The organism is Larkinella rosea (genome assembly GCF_003858635.1).
In the GTDB taxonomy this organism is placed as follows: Bacteria; Bacteroidota; Bacteroidia; order Cytophagales; family Spirosomataceae; genus Larkinella; species Larkinella rosea.
This window is the reverse complement of the sequence record NZ_RQJO01000009.1, coordinates 655,910-678,895: the sequence shown is the minus strand read 5'-3', so window position 1 is coordinate 678,895 and position 22,986 is coordinate 655,910. Positions and strand designations below refer to the sequence as shown.

Annotated in this window: 15 protein-coding genes; 9 read left to right on the top strand and 6 right to left on the bottom strand. The window is 52.1% G+C overall.

The window, feature by feature from the left end:
- Positions 1–103 precede the first annotated feature (103 nt).
- The 3 genes from EHT25_RS18650 to EHT25_RS18640 all read right to left on the bottom strand — a co-directional run bounded on the left by EHT25_RS18650 (position 104) and on the right by EHT25_RS18640 (position 6,289).
- Complete coding sequence (locus EHT25_RS18650) at positions 104–1,225, bottom strand: fatty acid desaturase family protein (RefSeq protein ID WP_124876637.1); 1,122 nt, start codon at positions 1,223–1,225, stop codon at positions 104–106.
- A 496-nt stretch (positions 1,226–1,721) separates the two neighbouring features.
- On the bottom strand, positions 1,722–3,137 hold the full coding sequence (locus EHT25_RS18645; RefSeq protein WP_124876636.1) for a SusD/RagB family nutrient-binding outer membrane lipoprotein: 1,416 nt from the start codon (positions 3,135–3,137) through the stop codon (positions 1,722–1,724).
- Positions 3,138–3,160: 23 nt separating this feature from the next.
- Complete coding sequence (locus EHT25_RS18640) at positions 3,161–6,289, bottom strand: SusC/RagA family TonB-linked outer membrane protein (RefSeq protein WP_124876635.1); 3,129 nt, start codon at positions 6,287–6,289, stop codon at positions 3,161–3,163.
- A gap of 120 nt (positions 6,290–6,409) precedes the next feature.
- On the opposite strand from EHT25_RS18640, the gene EHT25_RS18635 reads away from it, so the two are divergent.
- Complete coding sequence (locus EHT25_RS18635) at positions 6,410–7,627, top strand: cystathionine gamma-synthase family protein (protein WP_124876634.1); 1,218 nt, start codon at positions 6,410–6,412, stop codon at positions 7,625–7,627.
- A gap of 61 nt (positions 7,628–7,688) precedes the next feature.
- On the opposite strand, the gene EHT25_RS18630 is transcribed toward EHT25_RS18635, so the two are convergent.
- Positions 7,689–7,907 (bottom strand): hypothetical protein, encoded by a 219-nt coding sequence (locus EHT25_RS18630; protein WP_124876633.1) that lies wholly within the window; start codon positions 7,905–7,907, stop codon positions 7,689–7,691.
- Between the two features lie 4 nt (positions 7,908–7,911).
- Entirely contained in the window at positions 7,912–8,727 is an 816-nt protein-coding gene (locus EHT25_RS18625) for an XRE family transcriptional regulator (RefSeq protein ID WP_124876632.1), read from the bottom strand.
- 215 nt (positions 8,728–8,942) lie between these two features.
- Here EHT25_RS18625 and dinB point away from each other — a divergent pair, with 215 nt between their 5' ends.
- From dinB to solA, 8 genes are all read left to right on the top strand, one after another.
- Positions 8,943–10,130, top strand: coding sequence for a DNA polymerase IV (dinB, locus tag EHT25_RS18620; RefSeq protein ID WP_124876631.1), 1,188 nt, complete (start codon positions 8,943–8,945; stop codon positions 10,128–10,130).
- Positions 10,131–10,147: 17 nt separating this feature from the next.
- A complete protein-coding gene (locus tag EHT25_RS18615) occupies positions 10,148–10,594 on the top strand; it encodes a YopX family protein (protein WP_124876630.1) in 447 nt (148 codons plus the stop codon).
- Between the two features lie 15 nt (positions 10,595–10,609).
- Positions 10,610–13,606 carry a DNA polymerase III subunit alpha gene (locus EHT25_RS18610; RefSeq protein ID WP_124876629.1) on the top strand — a complete coding sequence of 999 codons (2,997 nt, stop codon included), beginning with the start codon at positions 10,610–10,612 and terminating at the stop codon, positions 13,604–13,606.
- Positions 13,607–13,783: 177 nt separating this feature from the next.
- Entirely contained in the window at positions 13,784–14,860 is a 1,077-nt protein-coding gene (bla, locus tag EHT25_RS18605; RefSeq protein ID WP_124876628.1) for a class A beta-lactamase, read from the top strand.
- 105 nt (positions 14,861–14,965) lie between these two features.
- Complete coding sequence (locus tag EHT25_RS18600) at positions 14,966–16,459, top strand: serine hydrolase (protein ID WP_124876627.1); 1,494 nt, start codon at positions 14,966–14,968, stop codon at positions 16,457–16,459.
- 179 nt (positions 16,460–16,638) lie between these two features.
- On the top strand, positions 16,639–19,311 hold the full coding sequence (locus tag EHT25_RS18595; RefSeq protein WP_221622302.1) for an ABC transporter permease: 2,673 nt from the start codon (positions 16,639–16,641) through the stop codon (positions 19,309–19,311).
- Between the two features lie 99 nt (positions 19,312–19,410).
- Positions 19,411–19,980 carry a type 1 glutamine amidotransferase domain-containing protein gene (locus tag EHT25_RS18590; RefSeq protein ID WP_124876626.1) on the top strand — a complete coding sequence of 190 codons (570 nt, stop codon included), beginning with the start codon at positions 19,411–19,413 and terminating at the stop codon, positions 19,978–19,980.
- A 105-nt stretch (positions 19,981–20,085) separates the two neighbouring features.
- Positions 20,086–21,264 (top strand): N-methyl-L-tryptophan oxidase, encoded by a 1,179-nt coding sequence (solA, locus tag EHT25_RS18585; protein WP_185731412.1) that lies wholly within the window; start codon positions 20,086–20,088, stop codon positions 21,262–21,264.
- Positions 21,265–21,513: 249 nt separating this feature from the next.
- On the opposite strand, the gene EHT25_RS18580 is transcribed toward solA, so the two are convergent.
- Positions 21,514–22,914, bottom strand: coding sequence for a serine hydrolase domain-containing protein (locus tag EHT25_RS18580; RefSeq protein ID WP_124876624.1), 1,401 nt, complete (start codon positions 22,912–22,914; stop codon positions 21,514–21,516).
- Positions 22,915–22,986: the final 72 nt, after the last annotated feature.

The following is a 22,986-nucleotide window of genomic DNA, read 5'->3' as shown; positions in this document are numbered from 1 at the left end:
GTGGGATAAAACGTCGGAATGAATTTAGGTTCCGTACCCACGGACTAAAGTCCGTGAGATTTACATTCGGGTAGTGATCAATTTTTTCACAAAAATGACCCGGCTAAACCGGAACGCCCGCCGGTTCGGAGACACAAACCGGCACGGGTTCTCTCCCCAATTTTTTCAGGAGCCGGTAATGCGAAGACAAGGCGGACGAAAAACTCGGGTTTTCGATGTACGGCAGGTCAAATTCATGCGCGGTTTGTCGGACAATGGCCGTAATAACCGGATAGTGAATGTGGCAGATTTTCGGAAAGAGGTGGTGCTCGATCTGGCGGTTCAATCCTCCGCACAGAAAAGCCGCCAGCGCGGAGTTGGGCGCAAAGTTGGCCGTGGTCTGCATCTGGTGAACCGCCCAGGCTTCCTGCATTCCAACCCCTTCGACCGGCACCGGAAAGGTGGTTCCCTCAACAACGTGCGCTAGTTGAAAAACCAGTCCCAACACCAGCCCTTCTACCATGTGCATCAAGACAAAACCGATCGCAAACTGCCACCAGGGCAGATCGAGCACCAGTAATGGCACGACGATGAAGAAAACATAATAGCCAATTTTAGTAGCAAACAAGGTGATGTATTCTTTCCGGGGATGGTTTGTGTTGTCGCACTGCCCAATGGTTTTCTTGAAAAACTTGAGGAAATCCTTGCGAAAAACCCACGAAAGCGACGCCAGTGAGTAGAGCGGAAAGGCGTACCACTGCTGAAACCGCTGCCACGGACGCAGGGGTTCATCGACATCGACGCGGATCAAACCGGGCGCAATTTCAATGTCTTCGTCGTGGCCGGGAATGTTGGTATAGGTGTGATGCACCACATTGTGCGTGATTTTCCAGACATACGGATTGGCTCCGATCAGGTAAAAACTGGAAGCCACCAGGCGGTTTACCCAACTACGCGACGAAAATGCGCCGTGGATGGCATCGTGCGAAACATTGAAACCGATAAAAGCCGCAAAAGCCCCCAACACCAACGCCATTGCCAGCATCGTCCAGGTACCAAACTGATTTGACAAAATCAGGCCGTAAAGCGTCAGGTAACCCGTCATGAAGAATGTGGCTTTGGCCCACATCGCGCCGTTGGCGTGGGGCGAAAGGCCTTTTTCCTTGAAGTGGACATTGACACGCTGGCGGACGGTGGAGAAAAACTGAGACCGATTCGTGGTGTTGAATTTCAATGGGTTTACCATAAACGAATAGTTAAAAATTCGGCCGATTTTTTAGAATCTGTTTTGTGAAAGTTAATCGGCCCTTCTAAGTGAATAGGTAATGAACCATGGTTCATCAGGGCTATTTTTTGCCAGTCAATATCTTTTCGGGTTACAAAAACCGCTTTGGTTAATTCCCGAATGGATTATGTGCAAAAAAGAGACCAAATAATCCTTAAAAGTAAGAGCTAAATTAGTAAACGCCGGGACGTTTCCCAACGAATTTCCTGATAGATAAAAGAGGGGTGGAACTGAAAGACTAGAGAAAGTCGATACAGATGTGTAATCTACAAACAAATTATGGATTTCCAACCAACATCCAGATTAATAACGATGAAGGGGCGGTTTTATTGGAGATGCGAAAGTTTATTGCGCGGTTTACCATTTTCGGTTACGGTTTTCAGTTCACGGTGGCTGACGCAAGCTACAACAGGAACGCGTCAGCCACCGTGAACTGAAAACCGTAAACCGAACCTACCTATTTATCCCACGAAAGCGGTGTCGACAGGGGTACTTCGGCCGGAACGTTGACGCCGTTTTTCGCAGTTTCGCCGTTCGGGTAGGCAGCCCGGCGGATGAAGGTCGGCAGGGCGGCATTCAGCGGAAGCGTGAACCCCTTGTATTTGTAATCATAACGGCGGGCGTCGTTCCAGGCTTCCGGATTCAGGTACGTTGCGACATATTTCTCCTTGAAAATCAGGTCGATCGTCAGGGCCGCCGAACCGACCCCGACAGCCGGATTGGCCAGGTAGGCATCTCTTGCAGCTGCCGCTACACCGTATTTGTCCATATTTGCAGTAATTCCAGCCAGGTAAGCCGTGTATGCGCGCGCCTTGTCACCCGCCCGGAAAGCGGCTTCAGCTTCGACAAATTTCATTTCTGAGAACGTCGCAATCAGCAAAGGCGACGCGTCACCCGTCAACGGGGAGTTCAGCGAAATGTAATTTTCGTCTTTGGTGGTGTTGTTTCCGCCCACATTGCCCTGCCCGTTCCGGGTGCCTTTGTAATCGTTGTTGACGGTTTTATCCGTAATTTTTTCAATGCGCGGGTCAAAAACGCCGTAGGTCACCCCGTTCAAATGATTGACCAACTGACTGGAAAGCCAGCCATCGAGCAGCAGAGCCGCGTTGTCGCGGGCCACCTGCGCCCACGGATTCCGCAGCAGAAACGACGACATCTGCGCATCGTCGGCATTGGAAGTATACGATTTCGAAACCGCATCCAGCACATCGGCCGGTTTGTAGGTCGCCTGCTTCGACACTTTATTCAGCATCCGGGCTTTCAGCGCATAAGCGGTTTTCGTCCATGCGGCCGTGTTTCCTTTGTGAATCAAATCGTTGGAACCGGCCAGCTTCACTTTCGAATCGGTTTTGGCCAGTTCGGTAATGGCTTCATTCAATAAGGTTAAAGCGGTAGTATACAGCGTTTCGCCGGTATCGTACTTCGGCGTCAGCGTGGTGCCGGTAAAGGCATCGGAGAACGGAGCCGAGCCAAACACGTCGGCAATCAGCGTCAGGTGATACGCCAGCATGACATCGGCCACCCCAACGTATTCGGAAGCGCCCTGCTCCTGCGCCATCTTTTTCAGGTCATACAGGTCGGCCATTCCGAAATAAACCGCATCCCAGGTTGCGGTATAATCCGTTACCTGATAGGTATCCGTCGATCCGGCGGTTCCCGGATTGGCGAGGTATTGCACAAAATAAGACGTCGTATTGGCGACCCGCTGCGAGTTCAGGGCGGTTTTTTGAGTCGTGGTCGAAAGCAACGACGCCAGTGGCGGATTCGCAATCAGGTTCGGATTGTCTTTCAGGTCAAAGTAATCCTTGCACCCACCCAGGCCAATCAGCAGCAGGGTCAGCAGCGGAAATATCGATTTATGATTGAATTTCATGGTTGTCAGGAAATAAAGTGTTTTTAAAAACCGACATTCAGGGTGAACAACAGGCTGCGCAGCGCCGGATACGTAAATCCGGTGAAGCCATCGACATTGCTGCCGCTATTCGTCGAACTGGTTTCGGGATCGTAACCCGAATAACCGGTCCACAAAGCGAGGTTATTACCCGTTGCACTTAACCGTACACTTTTAAGAAACGTGTTTTTAAGAATGGATGACGGTAAGTTATACGATAGGCTGGCGGACCGTAGCCGGACCCAGGAAGCATCTTCGATGAAGTTTTCAGACACGCCCCGGTAGACATTCCGGTAAAAACCGTTGGTATAATCGACGCCGTCCGGCCCTTTGCCCTGCCCCAGCCAAACCGGTTTGGTGTTCCGGGTTCCGTCGGCCAGCACGCCGTCGAACACTTTGGTATCGTTGCGATCTTCCGTGTATTTGGCGATCCCGAAGGCGGCAAAAAAGTTGTCCAATTGGTTGTAGCGATATTGTCCCACGCGGGCGTCAAACAAAACCGCCAGCGAAAAATTGCCGTAGCGCACCGTATTCGTAATCCCACCGATCCATTTGGGCTGCGAATTGGCGATCAGTTTCTGCGCCGTACTGATGACCGGAAAACCGTTGGCCCCAATTACAACCGGGCGGTCTTTATCCAGAACCGTCGGATTTTCGTCAACGGCATTGGCGTAATAGCGTTTGTACGTCCGGCCGTAAAGATTGCCGTAGGCATACCCCGGAATCAGTTTCATCGTCACCGTCGAACTCGAATAACCGAACTGCGAAGCGTAATTGATTTCCGTCAACCCGTTCCGCAGGCTGAGAATTTTGTTGCGGTTGGCCGAAAAGTTTAGGTTAACATCCCAGCTCAGTTTTCCTTTCCGAACGGGCGTTCCGCGCAGAATCAGTTCAATCCCTTTGTTCCGCATCGAACCGGAGTTAATAGCGGCCTTTACGTACCCCGTCGAAGACGTCACATCGACCTGAATAATCTGGTCTTTGCTGATCGAATGGTAATAGGTCAAGTCCACGCCCAGCCGGTTGTTCAGGAAACTCATTTCCAGACCACCTTCGTAGGTATCCGTGAACTCCGGTCGCAGATTCGGGTCACCAAGTAACGCTCCGCGGGTAAAACCGGTCGATCCGGATGGTAAATTCAGGTAGGAAGCGTAGCCGGAAACCGTCGAATACGGAGCCGCATCTTTCCCGATTTTGGCGTACGACGCCCGCAATTTCCCCATTGTAATGAACGCCGGTAGTTTCAGTTGATTCGAAAAGACGTAGCCCAGGCTGGCCGACGGATAAAAGAACGAGTTGTTCGGTGCCAGCAGCGAGGACGTTACGTCGTTCCGGCCCGTCAGCGTCAGGAACAGGAAATCCTTGTAATCGAAGGTTAATTCGCCGAAAATGCCCATCAGCCGGTAATCCTCCGCCGACTGCGAGGGCGTGATCGTCTTGGCATTCCGCAAATCGAAGTAGTTATACACCGTCAGTTCGTTGCCTTCCGCACCAAAACTCCGGATCCGGCGGTCGTACAGGTCGTACCCCAGCCGCAGCGTTGCGTTCAGGCTTTCGCCAAATTTGGTGGTCGCACTGGCCGCAAAGGTCGAGGTAATGGCCCGGAAATTGGTGTGATACTGGTACACAAACCCCAGTTCATTGTCTTCGAAGGTTAGCTCCCCCGCCCTACCCGTTGGGCCGGGCGCTGTCCGCTTCCGATCTTCCGAGTACGTATCCAGCCCCACGCGGTAATTGAACGACAGCCACTTCAGGGGCGTGTAAACGAAATTCAGACCGCCCACCATCCGGTTGACGTTATCGCGCAGTTTGTTGGTCATCGCCCCGTAAATCGGGTTGCCGTTATCGGGGCTATACGCTTTGTACGAACCGTCCGCGTTCAGGTAATCCCGAACGTCGTAGCGGGGCGACCAGTAACTCAGGCTTTCGTTGTAGCGATCGGCATTGTAACGATCTCCGCCCGAATTGATAAAGTTCAAATTGGCGTTGGTCGTAAACCGGTCGCTGAACTTGACGTTGGTATTTAACCGCACCGACAGTTTTTCGAAATCCGTGAACGGAATAACGCCCTCCTGCTTCAAATGACCAATCGACGACAGAAAATTGATCTTTTCGTTGCCACCCGAAAACGACAGATTGTTCTGGTACTGTTTCCCGGTATTGTAGGCGTCTTTAAAGTGATTGTACAATTTCTGTGGGTGCGTCGGGTCGATCTTGATCGCTTCCGCGACGGTTGGTCCCCAGGAAGGGAAAAAGTCCTGCGGATTGTAAACACCCGAATAACCAATGGTATACTTATCCTGCACTTCCGGAAACTTATTGACATTGTCTATCCCGAACGTGCTGCTGAAATTTCCCCGCAAGGCACCGGTTTTTCCCGATTTGGTTGTAATCACCACAACGCCGTTGGCGCCCCGCAACCCGTATAAAGCCGTGGCGGCCCCGCCTTTCAAAATGTTAACCGTCTCGATATCATCGGGATTGATGTCGGCTGCCCGGTTCGACATGCCCCGGAATTCGGCCCCCGAATTGGTGGTGCCCGTCGAGGTGCTGTTGTCGAACAAAACGCCGTCGACCACGAACAGCGGCTGGTTGTCGCGGGTGGCATCGATGGAGTTAATGCCGCGAATCAGAATCCTGGCACCCTGACCGGGCGCTCCACCGGTACTGGAAATGGTCACCCCGGCCACTTTGCCCTGCAAGGCATTGACCATGTTCGTCTGCCGGTTTTGCACCAGTTCGTCCGAATTGACACTCTGCGACGCATACCCCAACGCTTTCTTTTCGCGACTGATTCCCAGGGCCGTCACCACCACTTCGTTCAGCATCTTGGTGTCCGTTTTCAACGAAATGTTGATGCTCCGGCGATTTTCGACTGTAATTTCCTGGGTTTCAAAACCGATGTAACTGAAAACCATCACGGTATTCCCCGGTGTTACCCGCAGGTTGTACCGGCCATCGGCGTCCGTCAAGGTCCCGGTGGTGGTACCTTTCACCGAAACGTTAACGCCTGGCAGGGCACCTCCGTCGCCGTCGCTCGTCACCCGTCCACTGACTTCGATCTGCTGCGCCACCGCCAGCGATGAGCAAAACAGCCCGATCACGCCCAAAAAAATCCGTAGCTTTTGTTTCATAGTTTCTCATACGTTTTAAATGATCATATTAAGTATTCGCATGGCAAGGTGAACATTTATCCAAAATTTTGCAATTTTTGCTATTAAACGTAGATTCTTCGGTCACTTACGTCATTAATAATGGATTTATCTGAACAAAATAAAGGAACGGCATCCGTTTGGGCGGGTGAAACCGAATCCTTCGCCAATGGCGCAGTCACCTCGCCGGTCGTAAAAAGTGTGGCGTTTGCGTACCACGATCTCGACGACTGGTATGAGGTCGCGACCGGAAAAGCCGACGGTCATATTTACAGCCGGAATACCAATCCGACGGTGCATGTACTCGAGGAAAAAATTCGTATCCTCGAAAGCGCCGAGGCCGCCACTTCGTTTGCGACCGGCATGGGCGCAATCAGTAACACGTTGTTTGCGCTGCTCGGTCCCGGAAAACGGGTGGTTTCGATCAAGGATACGTACGGCGGAACCAGTCGGCTTTTTCTGGATTTCCTTCCTTCATACCAGATCGACGTAAGGCTCTGCGAAACCGGGAATCACGAAGCGATGGAAGCCGAAATGGCAAAAGGCTGCGACCTGGTATACCTGGAAACACCGACGAATCCAACGCTGAAAGTGGTCGATATTAAACGCTTATCGGCGGCCGCTCATCAGGTGGGTGCCGTGGTCGTGGTCGATAATACGTTCGCGACGCCGATCAACCAGAATCCGCTGAAACTCGGTGCCGATCTGGTACTGCACAGTGCGACCAAGTTTCTCGGCGGCCATTCCGACGCGATGGGTGGTTTGTTGTGCGGAAAAAAGGAACTGGTCGAAAAAGTGTTCCGGTTTCGGGAAATCAACGGGGCCAGTTTGCAGGCCGACCCGGCCTATCTGATTGCGCGCGGCATGAAAACGCTGGAACTCCGGATCGAGCGGCAAAATGCGTCGGCGCTGAAAATTGCCCGGTTTTTGAAAGCGCACCCCAAAATCAGCGACGTGTTTTACCCCGGGCTCGAAACACATCCCGGCCACGAAATTGCTGCCGCGCAGATGAGCGGTTTTGGTGGCGTCATGAGCTTTGCGCTGAACGGCGACTACGAAGACGTCAAAACGTTTCTAACCAGCCTCCGGTTTGTGCATCTGGCCGCCAGCCTGGGGTCGGTGAGCACCCTGGCCGGACCACCGCGCACCACCAGCCACGTCGAACTGACAACGGAACAGCGCGCCCAGCTTGGGATTCCCGAAAGCCTGATCCGCTATTCGGTTGGTATTGAAAACGTGGAGGATTTAATCGGGGATCTGAGCCAGGCGCTGGCCGCTCTGGAACCGGTTTTTCAGGACGAGAAAATCGGTTTATCCTGATGTATACCAAGATGAAAAAGGGAGCAGGCAAAGCTCTCTTTTTTATCTTGTGCAGTTGCTTTTACACACTCGGCGCGTTTTCCGGAATGGCGATTCGTAAGGAGCTGAACACCTGATCCCGAATATCCGCGTCTGAAAGCAGCTCGGCGACCGGCCAGGACACGTTCAGTTTTTGACAAAACAGCAGTGCTTCGTTGCCACTCATTAAGGAATTAGCCACAATTGTGTATTTACAGCCGGGAAGCATGGCGGCCAGGTGCGCGCCGGAAATAATAATCATTCGCTTACCTGGGAAGACGGCTCAGAATTTCGGTTTGTCCGCCTTTCAATTCACGTATTTCGGACAGCAATTTCGTCATCGAGCTTTCGGGCTCCGGCAGCACATCGGTCAGTAACTTTTTGAACTTCCAGATCTCTTTAATATCCTCAATCGGCACGTAATAAGGCTTGTAAAACGTATTCAGTGAATGCAGTTCAAACCGCTGCTTCGTGGTCAGTTCGTTCACGGCTTTTTTGAAGACAATGCCTTCCGTTTGCAGCACGAAAATGCAGTTCGTCCCACTTTTGATCGAATACCAGTCCTCCACGTATTCGCCCAGAATGTGCGACCCTTCCGTGACGGCCGGGTACATCGAATCGCCCTCGGTGGAGAAAAGCCGGTAAAGCCGGTCCGGGCTAATGCCGGGCAGTGGCAAGTGAAATTTTTCCAGGTCGGCCATGAACTCCTGATCCGCGTACCCGCCCTGCGCGTACCCCATCGATGCGGGAATAGGTACCACCTCAATCAATTCCTGATCATCCTTCACCGAATGGAGCACCTCCCGCACCTGCAGCGCGCTGCCCCGGTAGACCGGGTTCGGGGCAGCCATGAGTTGCTCGAACTGCTTTGGGGAAAGCTTTGCCAGGGGTTGGTTCACCAGTGTATCCAACGAAACCCGCAGAAACGTAGCTAACAGATTCAACGTCTCAATGGGAGGAACATAGGTTCCGCTTTCGTAAAAGCCCACCATTTGCCGGCTGATGCCCACTTCTGAAGCCACTTCGTCCTGCTTCAAATGGAAGTATTTTCGGAGAACTTTCAGATTATCAGATAGATACATAACTCAGCTAATTACAATCAAAGATAATCAAAATGTAAGTATTACCAGCATTTTAGTGTCAGAAATTTACAAATGTAAATTAGGCAAGCATTGTAAAAGCATTACATGTTACTCAAAAACAAAAAAATAGTAACCTTTTTTTGGCAATGTCAGTTTTATCAGCATTCTTGCGCTTGTATAACAAGCTTACTAATGCTTGCAATGCTTACAATTGTATGGATCAGACCCAGAGTGCTTTCGATCGCCAAATCCTGCACACCGATCTGGATTCGTTCTTTACCTCCGTCGAAGTGCTGCGCCAGCCCCAGTTGCGGGGTCGGCCCCTGCTCGTCGGGGGCAGCAGTGACCGGGGGGTGGTGGCAGCGGCCAGTTATGAAGCCCGGCGGTTTGGGGTTCGCGCGGCCATGCCCATGCGACTGGCCCGAAGGTTGTGCCCCGAAGCCACCGTCATCAAGGGAGATTATGAATCGTACGGGCACTATTCGAACATGGTCACGGATATTCTTACCGAGCGCGCCCCGGTTTTGGAAAAAGCGAGTATCGATGAATTCTACATCGATATGACCGGCATGGAGAAGTTCGTGGGTTGTTTGCAGTGGGCGAAGGAGACGAAGGAAGCGATTGTTCGCGAAACGGGCCTGTCGGTCAGTTGGGGATTGTCCAACACCAAGACAGTTTCCAAGATGGCGGCCAATGAAAACAAACCCAATGGTGCTTTGTATGTCCGCGCTCCGGAGGTTCAGCCCTTTCTGTGGCAACTCAATGTGGGCAAATTACCGGGCGTGGGCGAGAAAATGGCACACACGCTGCGCTGCATGGGCGTGACCAAACTGGGAACCCTGGCCCAGATTCCCCGGCGATTGTTGGAGAAAACATTCGGAAAAACCGGTCTGTTTCTCTGGGATCGCGCCAATGGCATCGACCCTTCCCCGGTTCTGCCGTCGCACCAACAGAAGTCGATGTCGAAGGAAATGACCTTCCAGACCGATACGATCGATGTGCAGCTGTTGCAGGGAACCTTGTCACGGATGGTCGAAACGCTGGCGTATGACCTGCGGAAGAGCGGTTTTTGTGCCGGCAAAGTGACGGTCAAGGTGCGCTATTCCGATTTCCAGACGTACACCCGCCAGGTAACGCTTCCGGCGACTTCGTCGGATCATCAATTGACCCTGGCCGCGCTGAAAGTCTTCGATGCACTCTACAACCGGCGGTTGATGATCCGGCTGGTGGGCGTCAGTCTGGGAAAGCTGGTGCGGGGAACCGAGCAACTGGCCCTGTTCGATGCGGCAGGCGACGTAGTTTCTTCCAAGCTGCCGACCCTCTATCAGAAAACCGACCGAATCCGCGACCGGTACGGGGAACACAAAATCGGGCGGGCCAGCCATTACCAATTAGGAATCTGATCAAAACCAATACAACCATGTCATTCGCTCTAAACTGCCGGGTCTGGGATACGCAAAACCGGCACATGTACTACCTCTCGTCGCAGATGACGCGCACAAACCACTTTCAAACCATTCTGCTCGAAGATGTCCTGGCGCTGGTCAATCTGGCCAATCCGGCCGATATCCGCCTGTATGAGACGACCGAACCCTGGCGCCTGATGTTGTCGGTGGGGCAACACGACCGGGAAGGAACCCTGCTGTTCGATTACGACATTGTTGAATGTGATGGGCATCACTGGATCATCCAGAATCACCCGGAACAGAGCGGTTACAGCCTGTTTTTGCTGAACAGCATGGGGTTGCCGCCCTACTTACGGCTGGATCGGGAACTGGCTCAGGCGGTTAAACAGGTGGGCAATTTCTTTGAACATCCGCACCTGGCACTGGATCTGCCACCTTCGTCGCTGCTTTGGGCGGCTTAACCGGCAACAGGCACCATGTACCTCAACGTTCACAGCTACTTTTCCCTCCGCTACGGCACGCTTTCGCCCGAAAATCTGGTCAATCAGGCGGTTACGCTGGGCATTCAGACGCTGGCGCTGACGGATATCAACACGGTTTCGGGTGTTTTTCAGTTCGTGAAGTGTTGCCGGGCCGCAGAAATTCAACCGGTTGTAGGTGTCGAGTTTCGCAACCGTCAGCAACTGGCCTACGTCTGCATTGCCCGGAACCTCGACGGTTTTGCGGAAATCAACCGGTTTTTAACGCAGTATCTTCTGTCGAAAAAGGATTTCCCGCTGCGTGCGCCCGACTTCCAGCAGGTTTCTGTGATTTATCCCATCGAAAATCTGGATCACTTTACCGACCTGGGATCGCAGGAGTATGTGGGCGTTCAGGCAGTAACCAATACGAGCCAGTTGTGGCGCCACGGTCACAAAATAAAACCGCATCAGGTGGTTCTTCTACAACCCATGACCTATGTGGACAAGATTGGATTTAACCTGCATAAGTTACTGCGGGCGATTGATCACAATTGCCTGCTTTCCAGGCTGACCGAGTACGAAACCGTTTTACCGAATGAGTTCTTCCGGTCGCCAACGGAACTGGAAGCCGTTTTTCGCGATTGGCCGGAAGTAATTAACAATACCCAAAATCTACTGGCGAATTGTACCTTCGATTTCGATTTTTCGATGCCCAAAAACCGGAAATTCTACACCCTCAGCAAGCACGACGATCTGAATCTGCTCCGGAAACTGGCGGAAGAAGGCATGCGCGATCGCTACGGAAGTGATCATGCGGAAGCCCGTCGGCGGGTCGATAATGAGTTGAAAACCATTGAGGAACTGAATTTTTCGTCCTACTTTCTGATTACCTGGGACATTATCCGGTATGCCCATTCCCGGGGGTACCACCACGTCGGGCGTGGGTCGGGGGCCAATTCGATCGTGGCCTACTGTATGCGAATTACCGACGTGGACCCGATTGCCCTGGATTTGTACTTTGAGCGGTTTATCAATCCCGAACGCACCTCACCGCCCGATTTCGACATCGACTTTTCGTGGGACGAACGCGACGATATTATCGATTACATCTTCAAAATGTATGGGCGTCATCATGTCTGTATGGTGGCCAACTATGTCACATTTCAGGATCGGGCCGCCTATCGGGAACTCGGAAAGGTGTTCGGATTGCCGAAATCCGAACTTGATGAACTGGTTGCCAATCCGCAGGCGGCCCCGCCCAACGAATACAACAAGTATATTTTCAGATATGCCAAAGAACTGGAGCATTTTCCCAATTACCTCGGCATTCACGCGGGCGGAATTCTGATCTCGGAAACACCGCTGTACCAGTACACGGCGCTGGAGCTTCCACCGAAAGGGTTTCCAATCTGCCAGTTCGATATGCACGTTGCCGAAGACATTGGTTTTGCCAAGTGGGATATTCTCAGCCAGCGCGGGTTGGGACACATCAAGGAAGCCGTCGATCTGGTGCGAAAAAACCGCCAGATTCAGATCGATATTCACCGCATTCAGGACTTTGTCAAAGACGAGAAGGTCCGTCGGCAACTTCAGAGCCATGAAACGATGGGGTGTTTTTACATCGAGTCGCCCGCTATGCGGCAATTGATCTGGAAACTCCAGTGTGCGGATTACCTGACCCTGGTAGCGGCTTCGTCGGTCATCCGGCCGGGCGTTGCGTCCAGCGGCATGATGTCGGAGTACATTCGCCGGCACCACAACCCGGCGAATTATATTGCTGTGCATCCGAAGATGCAGGAGTTGATGGAGGAAACGTATGGCGTCATGATTTACCAGGAAGATGTCATCAAGGTCGCGCACCATTTTGCGGGCCTGACACTGGCGGAAGCGGATATTTTGCGCCGGGCCATGTCCGGGAAGTACCGGGGCAAACCGCAGTTTGCGCGCATTGAGGGGCGGTTTTTCGAAAACTGTAAAGCAATGGGCTACCCCGACGCAGTAGCACGGGAGGTCTGGCGGCAGATTCAGAGTTTTGGGGGCTACAGCTTCAGCAAAGCGCATTCGGCCAGTTTCGCGGTGGAGAGCTACCAGAGTCTGTTTCTAAAGACCTATTATCCGCTGGAGTTTATGGTAGCGGTTATCAACAACTTTGGTGGTTTTTACGGAACGGAGTTTTACGTCAACGAAGCCCGGCGGTGGGGAGCCCGGATCGAAGCCCCTGATATTCAGCACAGCGACTACCTGACCCGCATTGAAGGCCAGGTCATCTGGCTGGGTTTTATTCACATCAAGTCACTGGAAAAGCATGTTGTTCAGGAATTGATCCTACAGCGAAACCAACAGCGGTTTACCAGTATGGAAGATTTCACCCGGCGCGTTCCGGCAGGTCTGGAACAATTGATTATCCTGATCCGCACGGGCGTCTTTCGCTCCCTCGAGAACCACACCAAGAAAGAACTCCTGTGGCACGCCCACGCTCTGGTCAACAATTACGTCCACCACGAGGGCGTAACGGACCTTTTTGAACTGGAACAGTCCCAATTGGCACTTCCCCCGTTATGGCAGGAAGCGATTGAAGACAGGTACGACGAAATTGAACTGCTGGGTTTTCCCCTGCTGACCCCGTTTGGCCTCCTGGCGGATGAGATTCAGGGCATCACGGCGCGTCAACTCCCCCAGCACGAGGGACACATCGTAACGTTGACGGGATACCTGATCACCTCTAAACGAATCACCGCGAAGAATGGCAGACCCATGGTTTTCGGCTACTTTCTAGATGTAGAAAATCACTATTTTGATACCACGCATTTTCCGCAATCGCTCGAAAAATACCCCTACCGGGGTGCCGGTATGTATTTGCTCGAAGGAAAAGTCGTCGTTGAATTCGGTTTTCCCAGCATCGAAGTGCGAAAAATGGAGAAGTTGCCTTTTAAACCCGATCCGCGACTGGAAGGGATCACGCAGCGGATCGAATTTAAAAAGCTGCGCCATAACCAGCAGCTATTGGAATGAAAACGAGTTAGTCCGATTTCCCAATGAACCCTGAAAATTTTAATGATGGCCGGGGCGGTTTTTGCAGTCTAATGGCGGTTTTTATGCAGAATTTATAGCATCTTAGTAACGGAAAGGCTACAAAACGTAAAATAGCAAGCCTTTCCTGTTTTTCGGGCTTCAATTCACTGTCAATTCATGCGAAAACCGCTACCTTTCATCACAACGTTCTTTCTCTTCGGGCTGATCGGTTTGATCACCACGCCTGGTTTTAGTCAATCGAAAAAAAGTAAAACCGCCCCTGTTACCGCTCCGGCTCCCGTTGTTCCGAATGTGGCCGAACAGCGGCTGAATCAGGAACTGGAGCGCATTGCCAAACTTGCCAAGGGGAAAGTTGGGGTTTGTGCCGTGCACCTTGAGTCCGGCAAACAGATCAGCCTGAATCTCCAGGAGCGGTTTCCGATGGCCAGCACGGTGAAAGTCGCCATTGCCGTTGAATTATTTACTAAAATCGAAAAAGGTGAACTTTCCCTGCGAACGATGGTCGATCTGAAACCGTCAGATCTGCATCCGGGGAGCGGGACGCTGGAAACGCTGTTTGCCAAACCGGGCGTTTCGCTTTCGGTGGAAAACCTGCTGGAATTGATGATGGTCATCAGCGACAACTCCGCTACTGACATTCTGCTCCGGCTGGTCGGTGGGGCCGAACCGGTTCGCGCCCGGTTGAAGGCATTGGGAGTGGAAGGCATGTCTGTCGACCGGACCATTATCCAGTTGATTGCGGACCTGGAAGGAGTTACGTTACCGGCGGAGGATCAGTGGACCGTTGGCTTTTACGACAAACTCGGCGCAGCGGCCACGCCGGAAATCCGCCGGGCAGCCGCCCTGAAACTCGAGCAGGACCCCCGCGACACCTCGACGCCCGCAGCGATGGTGAACCTGCTGACCCAGATTTACCAGGCCAAAGCCCTCAAACCGGAAAGCCGGGATGTGCTGCTGGCGGTGATGGAACGCTGCCGGGGCGGTTTGGCTCGAATCAAAGGCTTTCTGCCACCCGAAACCGTAGTAGCCCATAAAACCGGTTCGTTGAATTCTAGCGCCACCGATGATGTCGGTATCATCACTATGCCGGGCGACGCGGGCCACATTGTTATTGCGGTTTTCATCACGTCCTCGGCCCAGCCGCTGGCCGAACGCGAACAAACCATCGCCCACCTCAGCCGCACGATTTACGATTATTTCCTGTTCCAGCCACCGGTTTCAATCACTCGTTAAAGTTTACGGTTTTCTGTTTTCGGTATACGGTGGGCTGACGCACATCCCTGTAGAATGCGCCAGCCCACCGTATACCGAAAACGGAAAACCGTAAACCCTATCTCCATGAAGCAATTACTTACACTTATTTTCACTCTATACCTTCTAACCGGGTTTGCCCAGAAAAAACCGACCGCAAAGCAGTTGCAGGAGTTTGACGCCTACGTGGAGCAGGTTCGGAAAGAATGGGAAGTGCCGGGCCTGGCGATCACGGTGGTGAAAGACAATCAGGTGCTTTTTAAGAAAGGATACGGCGTAAAAGAGTTCGGCAAGAACGATCCGGTGGATACGCAGACGCAGTTTGCCTGTGCCTCCACGACCAAGGCCATGACGGTGGCGCTGATGGGCATGCTGGTGGATGAAGGGAAAATTTCCTGGAACGACCCGGTTTATAAATACCTGCCCGAGCTGCAATTCTCCGATCCGTACCTGACCCGCGAGGTACGCGTTCGTGACCTGCTGACGCACAACACGGGTGTTCCGGGCACCGACTATTTTACGGGTATCATGACCATTCCGGCCAACGAGATGTTCCGGCGGATGGTGTACGTCAAACCAGCGTATTCGCTGCGGTCCGGTTTTGTTTACCAGAACATCATGTATTCGGCGGCCGGACGCATCATCGAGCGGCTGTACGGAAAACCGTGGTCGACGGTGATGCAGGAACGGATTTTCGACCCGCTGGGCATGACCCAAACCGCGCCCAAACGCGGCCTCAGCAAGAGCACGAACATGACCAAACCGCATTACAACGTCAACGACACGATCCGGGTGATCGACTACGGTGCCGACAGCGAGATTGGTTCGGCGGGGGCGGTCTGGTCCTGCGTCGATGACATGAGTAAGTGGGTGATTTGCATGCTCGACAGCAGTAAATACGGTGGAGGTCGTTTGCTGAAACCGGCCACCTGGGCCGAGATTTTCAAGCCGCAAACCTTTTTCCCGGAAGACGAATACGCAACAATGCAACTCCTGAAACCCAACTGGCGGACCTACGGACTGGGCTGGTACCAGCACGATTACCGGGGTCACAAAGTCAACTTTCACACCGGCAGTTTATCCGGCCTGACGGCCATTACAGGACAACTCCCCGATGAAAAACTGGGCGTCTATGTTTTTGGGAACTACGATCATGCCGAGGTGCGGCACGTGTTGCTCTACAAAACCCTGGATTTCTTTGCTTTAGGTGGAAATCGGGACTGGAACGCGGAGATTAAGACCTTATATGCCGGCATCAGGGAAACCGGTAAAAAAGCCGCTAAATCCTTTCAGGAAAACCGCGTCCCAAACACCTCGCCCTCGCTTCCGCTGAACAAATATGCCGGAAAATACACCAGTCCGTTATATGGCAAAGCAGAGGTTTCAGTAGTCAATAATCAATTGATTTTCAACATCAACGACAACGCGCTGAACGCTACGTTGACGCACTGGCATTACGATACGTTTTATGGCCCCTACAGCAAATTCTGGTACGGAAAGATGCTGGCGCGGTTCACGCTGAATAATTCGGGCAAAGTTGACACATTGGTTTTCGACGGACTGGATTTTAAAAAACAATAACTGCCTTGCATTGCTGTCCACGGCTGGACAGTCCATTGTCCACAAACGGACAATCTTCCCCGGGCAATTTGGAAAAGTACGCGTTTTTAATGCCGATTGGCCATTTTAGAAAAGTGGTCTGCCATTTGCTATGCAAATGAGAAAGATTTATTTCTTTCCCGAAAACGACCCATGCGCGTATGAGCCACCCACCTACCCCAAAACCGCCACAATGGGCGCAACGCCTGTTGATGGGGATTACCGCTCCTCATCTTCGGGAAGAAATTCAGGGCGACCTCAACGAATTGTTTCATAAACGAGTCCGGCGATCCGGCTATCAAAGAGCGCGCTTATTGTACCTGCTGGATGTACTGTTGTTACTCCATCCCCGGCTCTGGCGACGCGAAACCGCTCCCCGTTTAAACCACCATCATTCCAGATTCAATGACGTTTCGAACCTTTCCTTTTTTCACCCGATCATGCTACGCAATTATGTAAAACTCGCTTTTCGCAACCTGGCCAGGCACAAGGGCTATTCCGCCATTACCATTGCCGGGCTAGCCGTCGGCATGGCCGTAGCCATGCTCATTGGCATCTGGATCCAGGATGAAGTATCGGCCAACCGGCACCACAAAAACTACGCAACGCTTTATGAGGTCAAACTGAACCAAACCTTCGACGGTCGCCGGGGCACTCAGGATGCGATACCGTTTCCGACGGGCGAGGAACTCAGGAGCCATTTTCCCGACTTCAAGGCCGTCGCGATGTATCAGCGGTCGGATGGAAACCGTTCGTTGATCGTTGGCAATCAGAAGTTCCTCAAACGGGGCATTTTCATTGGCGAAGAGGCCGTTGATATGTTCTCGCTAACCATCCTGAATGGCGATAAAAACCCGTTCAAGGACCCTTACTCGGTTGTCTTAACGGATGAAACCGCTCAGGCTATTTTCGGTAACCAGGACCCCATCGGCAAGATCATCCGGCTGGAGAATAAGGCCGATATCAAAGTAACGGCGGTTGTTGCCAAACAACCGAAGAATGCCACGCTCCAGTTTGATTATCTGCTTCCCTGGCAACTGCAGGAGCGACTGTATGAGTGGGTGAAAAACGCAAAATCGGATTGGCGAAATAATGATTTTGGTCTCTTCGTCCAGCTCAAAGACGGCGTCGATCCCGGGCAAACCAACGCCAAAATAAAGGATGTGGTGTTAACCCATCAGGCCAATGATGCCAATATCAGGAAGCTTGTCAAGCCCGAATTATTCCTGCATCCGATGGCCAAATGGCGGCTTTATTCGGAGTTTACCGAAGGGAAAAACACGGGCGGTTTTATTAAGTATGTGCGATTATTTGGCGTTTTTGGCCTGTTTATTCTGGTCATTGCCTGTATCAATTTCATGAACCTCAGCACGGCCCGATCCGAAAAACGGGCGAAGGAAGTGGGCGTTCGCAAAGCCGTTGGCTCGGGTCGCGAACAGTTGATCGGGCAGTTTTTAAGTGAGTCAATTCTGATTACCGGTATGGCGCTGGTGCTGGCCCTGGGCATTGTCCTGATCTCCCTGCCTTACTTCAATCAACTGACCGAGAAAGCGATGGTGATCGAGTTCGGCAACCCGGTTTTTTGGGGTATCACCCTGGTTTTCACCGTACTTACCGGTTTATTGGCGGGCAGCTATCCGGCGCTGTATTTGTCGTCGTTCAATCCCGTCAGGATTCTGAAAGGAAGCATTCATGTCGGAAAAAGCGCTTCGTTGCCTCGAAAAATCCTGGTGGTGGTTCAATTCACGTTTTCGGTTACGCTGATGATTGGTACGATCATCATTTACCAGCAGATTCAGCACGGCAAAAACCGTCCGCTTGGTTTTACCAGACAAGGACTCATTTCCGTCAATTCTTCGAAAGATTTACTCGATCATTATGAAGCGCTTCGGGCCGAATTACTGGCAACGGGGGCGGTCTCCTCGATTTGTAAAACCAACGCCCCGCCCACGCAATGGTGGAGCAGCAACAGTGGCTGGAAATGGAAGGGAGCAACGCCCGAAGATGAATCCGTCATTTTCACGACCCTGGCTACCGGTTACGACTACGCCAAAACGATGGGCATCAGGATGAAAGAAGGGCGCGATTTTTCGCGGGATTTTACGACTGATACCCACGGGGTACTGCTCAACGAAGCAGCGGTTAAACGCATGGGGCTGAAACATCCCGTCGGTGAGACGCTGCGGTGGGCGAATCGGGAGTGGACCGTCGTTGGGGTCATTCCGGATATCGTCATTGAATGGTCTGCCTACCGTGACGTCGCACCGATGACGATTCTGTTTGGTCCGGATTGGGTCAATTTTATTGACGTACGAATCAATCCGGCCCTGTCACCTTCAGTCGCGATCGACAAAATCCGGCCCATTTTTGATAAATACAACCCGACGTATCCATTTGATTACCAATTTGCCGATGCGGAGTACGCCAAAAAATTCCGTTCCGAAGAATTGATCGGGAATCTGTCGGCCATTGTTTGCGTGCTGGCCATTTTTATTTCGTGTCTGGGCTTATTCGGGTTGGCGTCTTTCATGGCGGAACAGCGGGTCAAGGAAATTGGGATCCGTAAAGTACTGGGTGCCAGCGTATCGAATGTCTGGGGCTTACTGTCAAAGGACTTTTTTCAACTCGTTATCATTTCCTGCCTGATTGCCTCACCCCTCGCCTGGTACGTCATGAATCAATGGCTGGAAAGCTATACCTACAAAATTACGATTGGTGTCGACGTATTTGTGGTGGTGCTGATTCTGGCGTTGCTAATTACCTTACTGACGGTAAGTTACCAGGCCATCAAGGCGGCTTTGCTGAACCCCGTGAAGAGTTTGAAGAGCGAATAAGACGGTTTTCCGTCCGGCCTGGGTTTCCCGCTGGCTCGATTCCGATAACCTTCTCCGGTTTGCGTCGTTATTCTATCGTAACCAAATCTCAACGTAGACATGGAAAATCAGCAAAGATTGAAGGGAAAGAAAGTGGCGATTCTGCTGACCGATGGCTTTGAGCAGGTCGAAATGACGGAGCCGCGGAAGGCGTTGCAGGAAGCCGGTGCCGAAACGCATTTAATTGCGCCCAAAAGCGGTGTCGTCAAGGGTTGGAACGGAAAAGACTGGGGCGATTCGTTCGCCGTGGATGTACTGCTGGACGATGCCGATGCGTATAGCTACGATGCGCTGCTGTTGCCCGGGGGCGTCATGAATCCCGATAACCTGCGGCTGGAGAAAAAAGCCGTCTCGTTTGTCCGGCATTTTTTTGAAGATCATAAACCGGTCGCGGCCATTTGCCACGCGCCGATTCTGTTGATCGAGGCCGATGTCGTAAAAGGTCGCACATTGACTTCCTATCCGTCGATTCAGACCGATTTGCGTAATGCCGGAGCCAACTGGGTCGATCAGGAAGTAGTCACCGACCAGGGGCTGGTCACCAGCCGAAAACCGGATGATATTCCGGCGTTTAATAAAAAAATGATCGAGGAAATTCGTGAAGGTGCCCACGCGGGCCAGCACGCGTAACTCATCCGGCTTAAAAACCGTAAAGCCCAGTCCGAGCAATCGGACTGGGCTTTTTTATCCGCACGCGATTCGTTTATTTCGGGCATGACAAGTCAGCTCATTGGCGTGGAACATCGGAAAACAGCTACAAGTAAAACAGCTCCGCATTACGATGTTATCGTGGTGGGGGTTGGATCGATGGGATCGGCGGCTTGCTGGTTTCTGGCAAAACGAGGATATAAGGTTTTGGGCTTGGAAAAATTCACGACTCCACACGAGCAGGGGTCGCATACCGGCCAGAGCCGACTCGTTCGGAAATCCTACTTCGAACACCCGGATTATGTGCCTTTACTTGCACGTGCCTATCAGAACTGGCGACTTTTAGAAGCCGAAATGACATCCACGTTTTACCAGCCTACGGGGATTTTGTATGCCGGAAAACCGGACCATGAAACAATGAGTGGCCTTAAACAGTCGGCCGCAATGTACCAGATTCCCTTAAAGAAAATACCCCCTTCTGAAGCAGGCAGCCAGTATCCTTTATTCCGGTTCCCATCCGACTTCGAAGTAATTCTGGAAGCCGACGCGGGCTTCGTTTCACCCGAAAACACGATCATTGCGTATTCGCAAGACGCCATAAAAAAGGGAGCAACCATTTTAACAAACTCCGCAATCGATACCTGGAAGGTCGAAGCGGGAAGAGTAGAGGTCAAAACGGACTCAACCACTTACACCAGCGATAAATTAATCATTACGGCCGGCGCCTGGACGTCACAATTGATTCCAGCGCTGCCCACCTCCCTTACAGTCACCCGCCAGGTAGTAGCCTGGCTCGATGTGGAAGACCAAACCGCTTTTGCATTGGGTGATTTTCCCTGCTGGCTGGTTGAAGACCCGGAGCTGGGCACCTTTTATGGTTTTCCGGTTCTACCGTCTTCGGAATATCCAGGACCTACCGGTTTAAAACTAGCGCATCATTTTCCCGGCGAAAAAACGAATCCTGATTTTGCAGACCGCAGCATTCAGGAAAAAGACGCAGAAGCTCTCCGACACTTTGTCAAAAACTACATACCGGCTGCAGGCCACACCTTTAGGGCGTTCAAAAGTTGCCTTTATACGAATAGTGTAGACAGGAACTTTATCATCGATCAATTACCGGGATACGACAACCGGGTAACCGTCGCCTGTGGATTTAGCGGGCATGGGTTCAAATTTGTTCCTGTCGTCGGTGAGATCCTTGCTGACCTGGCGATGAAAGGCAGGACCGATCTGCCCATCCACTTTTTACGGTTAAATCGTTTTTAAAGCGGGGTTTCCAGCAACGGATTCTTTGTTACTGGAAACCCCGCTTTCAATTGGAATGTGGAGTCCACGGGTTTCACCGGTTCGTACGTCAGCCTTATCCCACCAGGCAGCAGGACGACAGCCAGCCCAAAAGCGCCCGGTTTCCAATGCCAGATGGCAAGAAGCGTCAACACGACAGGGATAAACGCCAGAAGCACGACGACGGTCCAGACTGGCGGTCTGTTATGGCTGGTTCTTCTGGCACATGAGTTATTTTTCTTTTGTAAAAACCCGTTCCCCACCACGCCGTTTGACCGTCATCTGGTTCTTGGCCACGTCGAACTCAATGACAACTGCCCCCTCGATCTGGAATCTGTTTTCGGCCGTTGCTTCGAGTGGGGCCGCCGATTGCTCACCCGGCGGTTTAAAGAAAAGCGTCGAACCGTCCCGGGTAATCGTCAATTTCACGGGCGCGTCGGGGCTCGAATAAACGCCAACGTATTTGTCCAAAATGTCCGGGCTGACGGCCATTGATTCCAAAGCAGGAATTTCGAACGGTTTATGGTAGTAAATGTCGACCACGCCCCGTACGATATTGCCTACCGGGTAAACCTTTGCGTTCGTGGTATACGCGACCGCCAGCTTTTCTTCCGGCAAATAAGCCAGCCAGGCACCGTAGTTGTCAGCCCCGCCCGTGTGTCCGTAAAAGGTCTTGCCAGCGAACGTAAAGGATTCCATTCCCGACCCTTCGCCGTCCCGGATCGTTTTCATCCGGTCAAGACTTTCTTTCGACACGATCTTTCCATCGAACAGCGCCTGGATGAATCTGGCCAGATCGCCCGGCGTCGAAACAATCGCACCCGCGCTGTAGAGAATGCTGGGATGGGTTTCGGGCACCGGTTTCCACCCGTCGCCAAAGTTCATGTAGGTAAGCGCTTCGTTCTTGCCCGGGTCGATAGGGCCGGTTGCCAGATACGTATTCGCAAGCCCGATTTTTGAAGTAATTCGTTCCTTCAGGACTTCCGCATAGGGTTTGCCCGTTACTTTTTCAAGAATAAGACCCAGAATCTGATAGCCGGAGTTGCTGTAGGAGTGCTTTGTATCAGGTTCGAATTCAGGTGTGGCCTTGACAATCAGGGCGAGCATTTCGTCTTTCGTTACCGGAATCGTGTTTACTTTTTCCTGAGCCTTCGGATCGCGCCTGACGTTCGGGATACCGCTGCGATGCCAGAGGAGTTGCGCAATCGTAATTTTCTGCGCGTTCGGAACCTGCGGAAAAAATTGGTCGAGCGGGTCGGTCAACTTCAGTTTTCCGTCTTCGACAAGTTGCAGGATCATCGCAGCCGTGAACATTTTGGTAATCGAACCAATTCGGAATCGGCTGGCTGCGGTCAGCGGTTTTTTCTCGGTGCCATTGATCTGGCCATAACCGATGGAGCGGCTGTACAGCACGTCGCTTTCTTTGGCAATGACCAGACTTCCCATTGCTTTGTTCTTTTCGGCCAGTCGGTCAAAAAACTGATCCAGTTTGGCTTTGTCCAGTGGCTGAGCATATGTCTGGTTCAGCCACACCAGCATTAGTATGGCAGTGAGTGGCCCGTTAGCCACGTTAAAGAGCCATAAAAAGCGTAACTCCACCGCTTTGTAGTGAAAAAACCGGTTTTTTTCCATAGCAATTGATCATACTAAATAGGGTGAAAGATGCTTGAATAATTGGCAGAAAAAGCTTGAGCACAAAAGTAA

Excerpts from the sequence above, each read along its gene's own strand:
- EHT25_RS18630 (WP_124876633.1), bottom strand. The coding sequence starts at position 7,907 with ATGATTATTATTTCCGGCGCGCACCTGGCCGCCATGCTTCCCGGCTGT.
- EHT25_RS18595 (WP_221622302.1), top strand. The coding sequence starts at position 16,639 with ATGAGCCACCCACCTACCCCAAAACCGCCACAATGGGCGCAACGCCTG.
- EHT25_RS18625 (WP_124876632.1), bottom strand. The coding sequence starts at position 8,727 with ATGTATCTATCTGATAATCTGAAAGTTCTCCGAAAATACTTCCATTTG.
- EHT25_RS18640 (WP_124876635.1), bottom strand. The coding sequence starts at position 6,289 with ATGAAACAAAAGCTACGGATTTTTTTGGGCGTGATCGGGCTGTTTTGC.
- EHT25_RS18650 (WP_124876637.1), bottom strand. The coding sequence starts at position 1,225 with ATGGTAAACCCATTGAAATTCAACACCACGAATCGGTCTCAGTTTTTC.
- EHT25_RS18600 (WP_124876627.1), top strand. The coding sequence starts at position 14,966 with ATGAAGCAATTACTTACACTTATTTTCACTCTATACCTTCTAACCGGG.
- dinB (WP_124876631.1), top strand. The coding sequence starts at position 8,943 with ATGGATCAGACCCAGAGTGCTTTCGATCGCCAAATCCTGCACACCGAT.
- bla (WP_124876628.1), top strand. The coding sequence starts at position 13,784 with ATGCGAAAACCGCTACCTTTCATCACAACGTTCTTTCTCTTCGGGCTG.
- EHT25_RS18610 (WP_124876629.1), top strand. The coding sequence starts at position 10,610 with ATGTACCTCAACGTTCACAGCTACTTTTCCCTCCGCTACGGCACGCTT.
- EHT25_RS18635 (WP_124876634.1), top strand. The coding sequence starts at position 6,410 with ATGGATTTATCTGAACAAAATAAAGGAACGGCATCCGTTTGGGCGGGT.
- EHT25_RS18580 (WP_124876624.1), bottom strand. The coding sequence starts at position 22,914 with ATGGAAAAAAACCGGTTTTTTCACTACAAAGCGGTGGAGTTACGCTTT.
- EHT25_RS18615 (WP_124876630.1), top strand. The coding sequence starts at position 10,148 with ATGTCATTCGCTCTAAACTGCCGGGTCTGGGATACGCAAAACCGGCAC.
- EHT25_RS18590 (WP_124876626.1), top strand. The coding sequence starts at position 19,411 with ATGGAAAATCAGCAAAGATTGAAGGGAAAGAAAGTGGCGATTCTGCTG.
- EHT25_RS18645 (WP_124876636.1), bottom strand. The coding sequence starts at position 3,137 with ATGAAATTCAATCATAAATCGATATTTCCGCTGCTGACCCTGCTGCTG.